The 13,049-nt window shown below is 61.2% G+C and carries 9 protein-coding genes and 1 pseudogene; 4 read left to right on the forward strand and 6 right to left on the reverse strand.

Features of this window, described 5'->3' with window-relative positions:
• Positions 1-18: 18 nt before the first annotated feature.
• The 3 genes and pseudogenes from KZH41_RS03600 to KZH41_RS30370 all read right to left on the reverse strand — a co-directional run.
• Positions 19-1,761, reverse strand: coding sequence for a potassium/proton antiporter (locus KZH41_RS03600; protein WP_094949258.1), 1,743 nt, complete (start codon positions 1,759-1,761; stop codon positions 19-21).
• A gap of 229 nt (positions 1,762-1,990) precedes the next feature.
• The gene (locus tag KZH41_RS30365; protein WP_371923444.1) at positions 1,991-2,863 is read right to left on the reverse strand and encodes a methyl-accepting chemotaxis protein; all 873 of its coding nucleotides are present in this window, start codon (positions 2,861-2,863) and stop codon (positions 1,991-1,993) included.
• Between the two features lie 30 nt (positions 2,864-2,893).
• Positions 2,894-3,670: pseudogene (locus KZH41_RS30370) on the reverse strand (MCP four helix bundle domain-containing protein); the annotation flags it as partial.
• Between the two features lie 224 nt (positions 3,671-3,894).
• Here KZH41_RS30370 and KZH41_RS03610 point away from each other — a divergent pair.
• Together KZH41_RS03610 and KZH41_RS03615 are read left to right on the forward strand one after the other, a co-directional pair.
• Complete coding sequence (locus KZH41_RS03610) at positions 3,895-4,125, forward strand: hypothetical protein (RefSeq protein WP_263274399.1); 231 nt, start codon at positions 3,895-3,897, stop codon at positions 4,123-4,125.
• Positions 4,122-4,415, forward strand: coding sequence for a cell division protein ZapA (locus tag KZH41_RS03615; RefSeq protein WP_094949256.1), 294 nt, complete (start codon positions 4,122-4,124; stop codon positions 4,413-4,415). The genes KZH41_RS03610 and KZH41_RS03615 overlap by 4 nt, the downstream gene beginning before the upstream one ends.
• Positions 4,416-4,418: 3 nt before the next feature.
• Here KZH41_RS03615 and KZH41_RS03620 read toward each other — a convergent pair whose 3' ends face one another.
• Both KZH41_RS03620 and putA read right to left on the reverse strand, forming a co-directional pair.
• Positions 4,419-6,221 carry an acyl-CoA dehydrogenase gene (locus KZH41_RS03620; protein WP_263274400.1) on the reverse strand — a complete coding sequence of 601 codons (1,803 nt, stop codon included), beginning with the start codon at positions 6,219-6,221 and terminating at the stop codon, positions 4,419-4,421.
• Between the two features lie 213 nt (positions 6,222-6,434).
• Positions 6,435-10,388 (reverse strand): trifunctional transcriptional regulator/proline dehydrogenase/L-glutamate gamma-semialdehyde dehydrogenase, encoded by a 3,954-nt coding sequence (putA, locus tag KZH41_RS03625; RefSeq protein ID WP_094949254.1) that lies wholly within the window; start codon positions 10,386-10,388, stop codon positions 6,435-6,437.
• An 81-nt stretch (positions 10,389-10,469) separates the two neighbouring features.
• Between putA and KZH41_RS03630 the strand changes: the two genes are divergently transcribed.
• Both KZH41_RS03630 and putP read left to right on the forward strand, forming a co-directional pair.
• Positions 10,470-10,706 carry a hypothetical protein gene (locus tag KZH41_RS03630; protein ID WP_242154062.1) on the forward strand — a complete coding sequence of 79 codons (237 nt, stop codon included), beginning with the start codon at positions 10,470-10,472 and terminating at the stop codon, positions 10,704-10,706.
• A gap of 143 nt (positions 10,707-10,849) precedes the next feature.
• Positions 10,850-12,334: a sodium/proline symporter PutP gene (gene putP / locus KZH41_RS03635; RefSeq protein WP_094949253.1), complete on the forward strand. Its 1,485-nt coding sequence runs from the start codon at positions 10,850-10,852 to the stop codon at positions 12,332-12,334.
• Positions 12,335-12,411: 77 nt separating this feature from the next.
• On the opposite strand, the gene KZH41_RS03640 is transcribed toward putP, so the two are convergent.
• The gene (locus KZH41_RS03640) at positions 12,412-12,900 is read right to left on the reverse strand and encodes a DUF2165 family protein (RefSeq protein ID WP_263274401.1); all 489 of its coding nucleotides are present in this window, start codon (positions 12,898-12,900) and stop codon (positions 12,412-12,414) included.
• Positions 12,901-13,049 lie beyond the last annotated feature (149 nt).

The raw sequence follows: 13,049 nt of genomic DNA on the forward strand, positions 1-13,049 counted from the left end.
GCGCCAATAGCCCGCAGTTTAGAGGAAGAGTCCAGGGCCTGGACGACTTCCTTCGGGGAATTTGACGCCGACTTTTCCGATTCTGTTCCCGTCCATGACCGCGACGGTCCACAGCGTGTTGTTCCATTCCACTTGGTCGCCCACAACCGGCGCACCGCCGACCTTCTGGGTGATGAAGCGGCTCAGTGGCATATCCGGGTCGATACCTTCGAGTTTGAGGCCGTAAAGGGCCGACACCGCGCCCAGCTGGGCGTCGCCTTCGAGGACGAAGTCGCCGAAGAAGCGCAGGTCGAGGCCGCGTTGCGGGGCCTGGCTGAACAGTTTGCCCAGGGCCGGCAAGTTGTGTTCGTGGCCGATCACGCAGAGCAAATCGTCGACTTCAAGCACCGTACTACCCGACGGATGGAGCAGTTGCTGGCCACGGAACAGCGCGGCGATGCGCGTGCCTTCGGGCATTTTCAGTTCGCGCAGGGCTGCGCCGATGCACCATTTTTCCGCGCCCAAGCGGTAGACGAATAGCTCCCACTCGCTCGTGACGTGGACTTCCAGGGCCGCGCGGGAGATCGGCGCAGGGTCCGGCGGTACGGTCACTTTCAGCAGCTTGGCTACCCACGGCAGGCTCGTGCCCTGCACCAGCAGCGAGACCAGCACGATAAAGAACGCCAGGTTGAAGTACAGCTGCGCGTGGGGCAGGCCGGCCATCAGCGGGAACACCGCCAGAATGATCGGCACCGCGCCGCGCAGGCCTACCCAGGCGATAAAGGCTTTTTCGCGACCGTGGAACGCCTTAAACGGCAGCAGGCCGACCATCACCGACAGCGGCCGCGCAAACAGGATCATCCACAGTGCCAGGCCCAACGCCGGCAGGGCGATGGGCAGCAAGTCATGGGGCGTGACCAGCAGGCCGAGTACCAAGAACATGCCGATCTGTGCCAGCCAGGCCATGCCGTCGAGCATATGCAAAATGCCATGACGGCTGCGCACCGGGCGGTTGCCGATCACCAGGCCGCACAGGTACACGGCGAGGAAGCCGCTGCCGTGCAAGGCGTTGGTCAGGGCGAACACCACCAGGCCGCCGGCGATTACCAGAATCGGATACAGGCCGGTGGCCAGGTTGATGCGGTTGACCATCTGCAGCATCAGCCAGCCGCCGCCCAAGCCGACGATGCCGCCGATGCCGAATTCGCGGATCAGGTGGGTCAGCAGGCTCCAGTGCAGGCCGGTCTGGCCTGTGGCGAGCATGTCGATCAGGGTGACAGTGAGAAACACCGCCATCGGGTCGTTGCTGCCGGATTCGATTTCAAGGCTGGCGGTGACCCGCTCGTTCAGGCCCTTGCCGCCCAGCAGTGAGAACACGGCGGCGGCGTCGGTGGAGCCGACGATGGCGCCGATCAGCAAGCCTTGAATGATATTGAGGTCGAACAGCCAAGCGGCGGCCATGCCGGTGAGGCCGGTGGTAATCAACACCCCCACCGTGGCCAGCGACAACGCCGGCCAGAGTGCCACGCGGAAACTCGCCACCCGTGTGCGCAAACCGCCGTCGAGCAGGATGACTGCCAAGGCGAGGTTGCCCACCAGGTAGGCGGTTGGGTAGTTATCGAAGATGATGCCGCCGCCGTCGACGCCGGCGAGCATGCCCACGGCCAGGATGATCACCAGAATCGGGATACCTAAGCGCGACGAAAGAGAACTCACCAGAATGCTCGCACCCACCAGCAACGCGCCGATCAAGAACAGGCTGTTGATGGTCGTCGCATTCAAAGGCAGTACTCCAGAGCTGGGAAGGCGGGGCGCAAACTGACCATGCAGTCTGCGTGCCAGCGATTCTAACCTGTTGAATTGCTGCGCTGTCAAAAAGCTTTTGTGGGAATACGCTGATCAATGTGGGAGCTGGCTTGCCTGCGATTGCGGTGTATCAGTCACTGGGGATATTGACTGTTAGATTGCTATCGCAGGCAAGCCAGCTCCCACAAGGGGGCACCGGTGTCAGTTAAAGCCTGAACCGCCCCACCATCCCATTCAAATCCACCGCCAGGCGCGACAGCTCACTGCTCGCCGTACTCGTCTGGCTGGCGCCCGTCGCCGACTGCACCGACAAGTCACGAATATTCACCAGGTTACGGTCCACTTCGCGCGCCACCTGCGCCTGCTCTTCCGCCGCGCTGGCGATGACCAGGTTGCGCTCGTTGATCTCCACAATCGCGGTGTTGATGGTATCCAGTGACATCCCGGCGCCTTTGGCGATGTTCAGCGTCGATTCCGCGCGCTCGGTGCTGTTGCGCATCGAATCCACGGCATGCTCGGTGCCGGTCTGAATGCTGCCGATCATCCGCTCGATCTCGCTGGTCGACTGCTGGGTGCGATGGGCCAACGCCCGCACTTCATCGGCTACCACGGCAAACCCACGGCCGGCTTCACCGGCGCGCGCGGCTTCAATCGCCGCGTTCAGGGCCAACAGGTTGGTCTGGTCGGCCAAGCCGCGAATCACGTCCAGCACTTTGCCGATGTCGCGCGATTCATTCGCCAGGTCGCCAATCAGCGTAGCGGTGGCTTGCACGTCGCCGCTCATGCGTTCGATGGCGCTGACGGTTTCCTGCACCAAGTCACGGCCGTCACCGGCGGAGGTGGTGGCGGCGCGCGAGGCTTCGGAGGTGCTCACGGCATTGCGCGCAACTTCTTCGACGGCGCTGGTCATCTCGTTGACGGCGGTGGCGGCTTGTTCGATTTCATTGTTCTGCTGAGTCAGGCCACGGGCGCTTTCGTCGGTGACGGCGTTCAGCTCTTCGGCGGCCGAAGCTAGCTGGGTAGCGGAACCGGCAATGCGTTGCAGGGTGTCGCGCAGCTTGTCCTGCATCTTGGCCATGGCAGCCAGCAGGCGGCCGGCTTCGTCGTTGCCGTCGACCTTTATCGGGCGCGTCAGGTTGCCCTCGGCGACTTCTTCAGCCGCTTCCAGGGCTTGGGCGATCGGCAAGGTGATGCTGCGGGTCAGCAACCAGGCGAACAGCAACGTCAGCGCCGTGGCAACGATCAGCAGGCCCACCACCAGCTTAAAGGCCATGTCGTATTGGTCTTTGGCTTGCTGGTTGCTGGCGTTGGCCATCGCGTTATTGATGTCCAGCAGGCGCGTCAGCACCGCGTTGACTTGCTCGGAGTTGCTCAGCAGTTCGGTGTTGAGCATGGTGCGCAGCTCGTCGATCTGGTTGGCGCGGGACAAGCTCTTCATGCGCTCTTCGATCTGGTGGTACTGGCCGAGCAAACGCACGTATTCGTCATAGGCGGCGCGTTCTTCGCTGCTCTCGATGACTTTTTCGTAGACGCCCTGGGCGGTGCGGATCTGCTGGTTGCGCAGTTCGAAGGCTTCCAGGGTCTTTTGCTGCACGTCCGGCTCGCGGTTGGTCAGCAAGCGGTACGACAACACCCGCAGGCGCAGGGTCAGCTGGGTGAATTCGTCGAGGGCGCGAATGCTTGGCACGCTGGACTGGGCGATGTCTTCCGTTGCCGCACGGATCTTGCTCATTTGGTTCAGGGCAAACACACCGAGAAACAACATGAGTGCACCAATAAACGCAAAGCCGAGGAAAGCCCTCGGAGCGATATTCATATTACGAAGAGACATGCTGGAATCCTGGGGAGAAGCGCGATCCGTGCGGCCACGAGACGGGGTGTGCATCTGCTATCGGCCATGCGACTAAAGTCTTAAGGGCGCGCGCGTTTTTATTGCATCTGACGAGGGGTTGGGGGGGATTCAGGAACCAGATGGGGTAAATGCAGTCACTAAGGGTCGAAAGCGCGGCCCGGCCCTTAAAAAACGGGCTGCCGGCCTGGGATAACCCTGGCTTCCGAGGTGAATTTTCTTTATCGTCACCGCCCTTTTAAAAAGCCCGAGAAATCAAAATGTTAGAAGCATCCCTCAGCCAATTGGAACAACTGGTCAGCGACCTGGTACAGCAAAATCAGGACCTGCTGGGCAGCAACGAATCCCTCAAGGAGGAACTGGCCCGCGCCAAGGACGAAAACGACAGCCTGCAACTGAACCTGATGGAACAGGAAGAAAAGCATGGCGCCACCGCCGCGCGCATCCAGGCACTGGTTGAGCGTGTGAGCGCAGGTCCTGTCGGCGCATGAATGAAGGGATAAAGGTCGTTTCGATTCTCGGAGAGGATTACTCGATCAAGGCGCCGGACGGGGAAGATCAAACCCTGATGCACGCCGTGACCATGCTCAAGGCTTCCCTGGCCACCACCAAGAAAAAGTACCCGACGCTGATCGGTGACAAGTTATTGGTACTGGCCGCGCTGAACCTGTGCGCCGAGCAGATCGAAATGCAAAAGCAGCACCAGCAGGAACTCGACCGTTACCAAGAGCAAGTCAGCGCCACGGTCGACGTCATCGCCAAGGCTATCGGCCAGCCTTAGCGGTTAGAACCACGCATCCTGCATCCCCAGGCACGTGTCATCGCGTGCCTCCAGAATCGCCAGTTCATGATGGCAGCTCGGCACTTCCCAGGTCAGGAAGTACCGAGCGGCCTGGAGCTTGCCTTTATAGAAGGCAACATCGGCCGCATTGCCCTTGGCCAAGCCTTCCTCAGCGCGAATCGCCTGCTCCAGCCAGCGCCAGCCAATCACCGTGTGCCCGAACACCTTCAAGTACAGTGCCGAATTCGCCAGGCTGCTGTTGACCTTGCCTTGGGCGAGGTCGGTCAGCAGGCCAATCGTCACGCTTTGCAGGCGGTTAACTAACTGTTCCAGGGGTTCGCGCAGCGCCGTGAGTGACGGGTACTGCTGCGCCCGCGCGCCGGTTTCTGCGATCAGGCGGATCAGTTGCTTGAGGCCCGCGCCGCCGTTCTGGGCGAGCTTGCGCCCGAGCAAATCCAGGGACTGAATACCGTGGGTGCCTTCGTGGATCGGGTTCAGGCGGTTGTCGCGATAGTACTGCTCCACTGGGTATTCGCGGGTGTAGCCGTGGCCGCCGAGGATCTGGATTGCCAGCTCGTTGGCCTTCAAACAGAACTCCGACGGCCAGGATTTGACGATCGGTGTGAGCAAGTCGAGCAGTTCGTGAGCTTGCTTGCGCGCGGTGTCGGTTTCCAGGGTGGTGGTGTCATCGAACAGCCGCGCGGCGTACAGGCCGAGGTCAAAGGCGCCTTCCACATAGGCCTTCTGCGTCAGCAGCATGCGCTTGATATCGGCGTGCTGAATGATCGAGACCGGCGCGGTGCTGGGGTCTTTGCTGTCGGGCAGGCGACCTTGCGGGCGTTCGCGGGCGTATTCCAGTGAGTACAGGTAGCCGGCGTAACCCAGCATCACTGCGCCCATGCCGACGCCGATGCGCGCCTCGTTCATCATCTGGAACATGCAGCTCAGGCCCTGGTGCGGTTTGCCCACCAGATAGCCGACGCAGTTACCGTTATCGCCGAAGTTAAGTGCCGTGGACGTGGTGCCGCGCCAGCCCATCTTATGAAACAGCCCGGCCAGCAGCACGTCGTTGCGCGCGCCCAGGCTGCCATCGTCGTTGACCAGGAACTTGGGCACGATAAACAGCGAAATGCCCTTCACCCCGGCCGGCGCGTCCGGCAACTTGGCCAGCACCATGTGCACGATGTTTTCCGACAGCGGATGGTCGCCACCGGAAATGAAGATTTTGTTGCCCTTGAGGCGATAAGTGCCGTCAGCCGCCGGCTCTGCCCGTGTACGAATATCCGACAGCGACGAGCCTGCATGTGGCTCGGTCAGGGCCATGGTGCCGAAGAAGCGGCCCTCGATCATCGGCTGCAGGAAGCGCTGTTTCTGCTCCTCGGTGCCGAAGCTTTCAATCAGGTTGGCGGCGCCCATGGTCAGAAACGGATAGGAAGTGGACGCTGCGTTCGCTGACTGGAAATGCGCGAAACAGGCCTGGGACAGCAGGGTGGGCAGTTGCATGCCACCGGCTTCGAAACTGCGCGCGGCGTTGAGAAAGCCGGCTTCGAGGAACGCGTCCACGGCAGGTTTGACGTCTGGGATCAGGATCGCCTTGCCGTCTTCATAGCGCGGTTCGTTTTCGTCGTTCTTGCGGTTATGCGGCGCGAAGTACTTTTCGGCAATGTTGCGCGCCGTGCTGATGGCGGCATCGAAGGTCTCGCGGTTGTGCTCGGCAAACCGCTCGCGCTGAGTCAGGCCCTCGGCATCGAGGACTTCGTACAGCTCGAAAGCCAGATTGCGGGAACTGAGCAGCGTCTCGGACATGGCGGCTTACCTTTTAGGGAATGGCCTGAGTCTAAGCGTGCGAATAGAGGCTGGATAGCAAGATTGATTTGCGTGATGGAGAGGCAGAACAGCGGCGGGGGATTTGAAATGCGGTCAAATGTGGGGGCGGGCTTGCTCGCGAAAGCGGTGGATCAGTCAATGCATCTGGCGACTGACACTCCGCTTTCGCGAGCAAGCCCGCTCCCACATTAGTTAGCCAATGGTCATCAGGCTGGCGTTACCCCCCGCCGCAGCGGTGTTAACACTCAACGCACGCTCGATCACCAGGCGCTCCAGCGCAATCGCCGTTTCACCCTGCGACAAACCATGCACCCCAACAATCGCTCCGCCACGCTGTGCCACTTGCTGGCACACCGCACGCAGTTGGTCGGAGTCGCCGTGGTGCAGGACTGCGTCGAACACCACTTCGTCCTTGGTCCAATCGGGCACGCGCTTGATCTTCGCCTGAATTTCCTTCGGCAGGCGTGGGAACACTGCCTTGGTCAGGTCAGTTTCCGGCCATACCGCCGAACCGCCGACGGCCAACACTGCTGCCAGTTGCGTCAGCAAGTCACCTTCCACTTCCGCCAGGCACAGCACGTGCTCGCGGGGCAGGATGGCGTAACTGTTGCGCTCGCCGGTCGGGCCGGCCAGTTGGCGGGTGATACCGCTTTGCGATTGCGCGGCGAACTGATTGCACAGGGCGCTCAGGTCGCTGAACTTGTTGCTGTCGGCCCAGGTTTTCAGGGCGGTCAGCGGTTGGCTCATGGCATCACGCAGACGCACGTCCGGTGCGGTCAGCTTGTCGCCACGTACGAAGGATTGCTCGATCGCATCGGTAGGACGAGTCGACAGCAGACGGTACAGGTACAACGGCCCACCGGCTTTCGGGCCAGTGCCCGACAGGCCTTCGCCGCCGAATGGCTGCACGCCGACCACGGCGCCGACGATGTTGCGGTTCACGTAGACGTTACCGGCATGCACGTTGTCGATCACCTTGGCGATGGTCTCATCGATGCGGGTGTGCACGCCCAGGGTCAGGCCGTAGCCAGAAGCATTGATCTGCGAAATAAGCTGGTCGATCTCTTTACGCTTGTAACGCACCACGTGCAGCACGGGTCCGAAGATCTCGCGTTGCAGTTCGTCGAAGCTTTCCAGCTCGATCAGGGTTGGCATCACGAAGGTGCCGCGCTTGATCTCTTCGCCGTCGGCAATTGCCACTTGGTACACATTGCGGCCTTTGTCGCGCATGGCCTGGATGTGTTTCTCGATGCCGGCCTTGGCTTCGGCGTCGATTACCGGGCCGATGTCCACCGACAGGCGCTCCGGGTTGCCCAGGCGGCATTCAGCCATGGCGCCTTTGAGCATTTCGATCACGCGGTCTGCCGAATCTTCCTGCAGGCACAGGACGCGCAGGGCCGAGCAGCGTTGGCCGGCGCTGTCGAAAGCCGACGAGACAACGTCGATCACGACTTGCTCGGTCAGCGCCGAAGAGTCGACGATCATCGCGTTCTGGCCGCCGGTTTCGGCGATCAGCGGAATCGGACGGCCCTGGGCATCCAGACGACCGGCGACGCTGCGTTGCAGCAGGCGCGCGACTTCGGTGGAGCCGGTGAACATCACGCCTTTGACGCGATCATCACCGACCAGGCGCGCACCCACGCTTTCGCCCTGGCCAGGCAGCAGTTGCAGTACGCCTTCCGGAATACCGGCTTCGAGCAAAATGCGTACGGCTTGTGCCGCCACCAGCGGGGTTTGCTCGGCAGGCTTGGCCAATACCGGGTTGCCGGCCGCCAGTGCCGCAGCGACTTGGCCACTGAAAATGGCCAGCGGGAAGTTCCACGGGCTGATGCAGACCACCGGGCCCAGTGGGCGGTGGGCATCGTTGGTGAAGTCGTTGCGCGCCTGCACCGCGTAGTAACGCAGGAAATCCACGGCTTCGCGCACTTCGGCGATGGCGTTGGCGAAGGTCTTGCCGGCTTCGCGGGCCAGCAGGCCCATCAGCGGCTGGATCTCGCCTTCCATCAAGTCGGCGGCGCGCTCCAGGATCGCGGCGCGCTCGGCGGGCGGGGTGGCCTGCCAGATCGGGCCAGCGTTGATGGCGCACTGGATAGCATTGTCGACGTCTTCGACGGTGGCTTCCTGTACGTGGCCGACCACGTCACGCAGGTCGGACGGGTTCAGCACCGGTGCAGCCGCTTCATTGCTGGACGCGCAGCCCAGCATCGGCGCAGCTTTCCAGTCGTTATGGGCGGTGGCCAGCAAGGCGCAGGACAACGACGCCAAGCGGTGTTCGTTAGCCAAGTCGATACCGGCCGAGTTGGCGCGGTCGCTGCCATACAGGTCACGCGGCAGCGGAATACGCGGGTGCGGCAGGCCGAAGCCGCCTTCCAGCGTGGCCATCTGCTCGATGTTGGCCACTGGGTCGGCCACCAGTTCCTGAATCGAGATGGTGTGGTCGGCGATGCGGTTAACGAACGAGGTGTTGGCGCCGTTTTCCAGCAGGCGACGCACCAAGTACGCCAGCAGTGTTTCGTGGGTGCCGACCGGTGCGTACACGCGGCACGGACGGTTCAGCTTGCCATCGGAAACCTTGCCCACAACTTGCTCATACAGCGGTTCACCCATGCCATGCAGGCATTGGAACTCGTACTGGCCGGGGTAATAGTTCTGGCCGGCGATATGGTAAATGGCCGACAGCGTGTGGGCGTTGTGCGTGGCGAACTGCGGGTAGATGACTTCCGGCACTGACAGCAGTTTGCGTGCACAGGCGATGTAGGAAACGTCGGTGTACACCTTGCGGGTGTAGACAGGGTAGCCTTCCAGGCCTTCGACTTGGGCGCGCTTGATTTCGCTGTCCCAGTACGCGCCTTTTACCAGGCGGATCATCAGGCGATGGCGGCTGCGGCGCGCCAGGTCGATGACGTAGTCGATCACATACGGGCAACGCTTCTGGTAAGCCTGGATCACGAAACCGATGCCGTTCCAGCCGGTCAGTTGTGGCTCGAAGCACAGGCGTTCGAGCAGGTCGAGCGACAGCTCCAGGCGGTCGGCTTCTTCGGCGTCGATGTTCAGGCCGATGTCGTACTGCTTGGCCAGCAAGGTCAGGGACAGCAGGCGCGGGTACAACTCGTCCATCACGCGCTCGTACTGGGCGCGGCTGTAACGCGGGTGCAGTGCCGAGAGCTTGATGGAAATGCCCGGGCCTTCATAAATCCCACGGCCGTGGGAAGCTTTGCCGATGGAGTGAATGGCTTGTTCATACGAGGCCAGGTACTTCTGGGCATCGTGTTCGGTCAGCGCGGCTTCACCGAGCATGTCGTAGGAGTAGCGGAAGCCCTTGGCTTCGAACTTGCTCGCATTGGCCAGGGCTTCGGCGATGGTTTCGCCGGTGACGAACTGCTCGCCCATCAGGCGCATGGCCATGTCGACGCCCTTGCGGATCATCGGTTCGCCGCTCTTGCCGATGATGCGGCTCAGGGACGAGGTCAAGCCCGCTTCGTTGTGGGTGGCGACCAGTTTGCCGGTCAGCAGCAGGCCCCAGGTAGCGGCGTTGACGAACAGCGACGGGCTGTTGCCCAGGTGCGGCTGCCAGTTGCCGGTGCTGATCTTGTCGCGGATCAGCGCGTCGCGGGTGCCTTTGTCCGGGATGCGCAGCAGCGCTTCGGCCAGGCACATCAGTGCCACGCCTTCCTGGGACGACAGGGAAAATTCTTGCAGCAGGCCCTGAACAATCCCGGCACGGCCGCCGGCGCTCTTCTGATTGCGCAGCTTCTCGGCAATCGAGGCGGCCAGCTTGTTGGTGGCCTCGGCCATCTGTTGCGGCAGGCGGGCCTGCTCAATCAGCATCGGCACCACTTCCGGCTCGGGGCGACGGTAGGCGGCGGTGATCGAGGCGCGCAGTACGGATTGCGGCAAGATGCTTTCGGCGAACTCCAGGAAGCACTGGTGGGCGTGGTCCGACTGGACTTCGCCTGCGTCTTCAGCGTCCTTGCTGCCCGAGCCGTTGAGCTCGGTCAGGGTTGCACCACCCTCGAGTTTCTCCAGGTAATTGAAAATCGCCTGCTTGATCAGCCAGTGCGGCGTGCGATCAATGGAGGTCGCGGCCGCCTTGAGGCGTTCGCGGGTCGGGTCGTCGAGTTTGACCCCAAGGGTGGTCGTAGCCATCTTTTTATCCTCATGGGTGCCACTACTGCGTGGCATCTGCTGGCGGCAAGATTAGCTTTGCGCATCCAGAGGTGCAACCGGGTGCAACCCAAATTGTTCAGGAAATTTTCGATCGTGATCGGGAAAAAATTCGGCCTTCGACCGAATCCGCTCCACAGTGGTGCATTTGCTTCTGACATTGGCTGTTCTTGCTCCGAAAAGGAGCAAAAAACCGCTGTTTTAGTCAAAACACACATGGGTGCAACTTATTCTCAAGAAACTGGTTGCACCTTATTTACTTTGTTGAATAGCATTCGTGCCCAAGGTGCAACCACCTGAAGGGTTCGGTTCATCGGCTGGCGGCTTTCCTGGGGAAACGTCAGTCATAAATGCGCGGCACGTCGTTTCGTCTACCCGTTTATCCACGGGTGGCCGTCTGACAGACCGTCGCTACATAAAAACAATGCCAGGGCGTCACTCTTATGAGCGTTAGCAATCCCACCCTGATCACGTTTGTGATCTACATCGCAGCAATGGTGCTGATCGGCTTAATGGCCTATCGCTCCACCAACAACCTCTCCGATTACATCCTCGGCGGTCGCAGCCTTGGTAGCGTGGTCACCGCCTTGTCGGCCGGTGCTTCCGACATGAGCGGCTGGTTGTTGATGGGCCTGCCGGGCGCTATCTACATGTCCGGCCTGTCGGAAAGCTGGATCGCCATCGGCCTGATCGTCGGCGCTTACCTGAACTGGTTGTTCGTGGCCGGCCGCCTGCGGGTGCAGACCGAGCACAACGGCGACGCCCTGACGCTGCCGGATTACTTCTCCAGCCGCTTCGAAGATAAAAGCGGCCTGCTGCGGATTATCTCTGCGGTGGTGATCCTGGTGTTCTTCACCATTTACTGCGCTTCCGGCATCGTCGCCGGCGCCCGTCTGTTTGAAAGCACCTTCGGCATGTCCTACGAGACCGCGCTGTGGGCTGGTGCTGCTGCGACGATTGCCTACACCTTTGTCGGTGGTTTCCTGGCAGTCAGCTGGACAGATACCGTACAAGCCACGCTGATGATCTTCGCGCTGATCCTGACGCCAATCATCGTGCTGCTGGCCACCGGTGGCATTGACACCACCTTCCTGGCGATCGAAGCCAAGAACCCCGACAACTTCAACATGCTGAAAAACACCAGCTTCATCGGCATCATCTCGCTGATGGGCTGGGGCCTGGGCTACTTCGGCCAGCCGCACATCCTCGCGCGTTTCATGGCGGCGGATTCGGTGAAGTCGATCGCCAAGGCACGTCGCATCTCCATGACCTGGATGATCCTGTGCCTGGGCGGCACCGTGGCAGTGGGCTTCTTCGGCATCGCTTACTTCTCGGCGCACCCGGAAGTGGCTGGCCCGGTCAATGAGAACCACGAACGTGTGTTCATCGAGTTGGCCAAGCTGCTGTTCAACCCGTGGATTGCCGGCGTGTTGCTGTCCGCGATCCTGGCAGCGGTGATGAGCACCCTGAGCTGCCAACTGCTGGTGTGCTCCAGCGCGCTGACCGAAGACTTCTACAAAACCTTCCTGCGCAAAAACGCCTCCCAGGTTGAACTGGTGTGGGTCGGCCGCGCGATGGTGCTGTTGGTGGCCCTGATCGCCATCGCCATGGCAGCCAACCCGAACAACCGTGTACTCGGCCTGGTGAGCTACGCCTGGGCCGGTTTCGGCGCTGCGTTCGGTCCTGTGGTGCTGATCTCGGTGATCTGGAAACAGATGACCCGCAACGGCGCCCTGGCCGGCATCCTGGTCGGCGCGGTCACCGTGATCGTGTGGAAGCACTTCGAGTTGCTGGGCTTGTACGAAATCATCCCAGGCTTCATCTTCGCCAGCCTGGCGATCTACTTCGTCAGCAAGCTGGGCGCACCGACTGCCGGTATGGTCGAGCGCTTTGATGCTGCGGAAAAAGACTACAACCTCAACAAGTGATTCGTCGGGTGCTGAGCGCCCGCTGAATTGAAAAAAGGCCCGCGTCCTAAGGATGGCGGGCCTTTTTTATGGGCGGTTCAGTTGGTATCCGGCTGATTAAGAAAAATCAGCACACCCAGAATCGCCATGTAGAACTTGAACGCCGCTTCCTGGCCATTCCACTGATGGGATTGCCACATCAGAAACCATTCGCCGCCCACCACCATAAAACCAAAAAACCACACCAAAAAGCCGAGCGCGAGGCCGGTGGTTGCGCCTGCTTTGGCGCGGTTGAACGCGATAGCCGGCGCGTGCCGAGCGCGCCACAACGACAGCGCACCCCAGGCCAGCAACAGTGCAGTAAGCGCCTCGCCCAGGATGATCAGCGCGTAGGCCGCGTGCCACAGCCCTGGCGTGGTGATTGAGCGGTACATAGCGGCGTTGTCGGGGAACGTGGTGTCCATGCTCAACACGTGTTTGACGAAGGCGAAGTTGGAGCCGTAGTCGGTGATGTTGTTGAACGCAACTAAGCCGGCGAAGGCCGCAAGGACGAGGGTCAGGATGATTTTTGCGTAGCGGGTGGTCATGCTTTTTCCAAAGGGCCGGCGAGGGGAGGAGCATTAACGCTAGCACGGACATGAGCGGCCTTCGACTCGGCTGAGTGAGGAATTTTGTACTCATGACGTAGGACCTTACTGATTTGCCAGCGGCACGCTCAGGTCGGCAAAAAGCTGGT

This window comes from Pseudomonas sp. YeP6b (assembly GCF_025642995.1).
In the GTDB taxonomy this organism is placed as follows: Bacteria; Pseudomonadota; Gammaproteobacteria; order Pseudomonadales; family Pseudomonadaceae; genus Aquipseudomonas.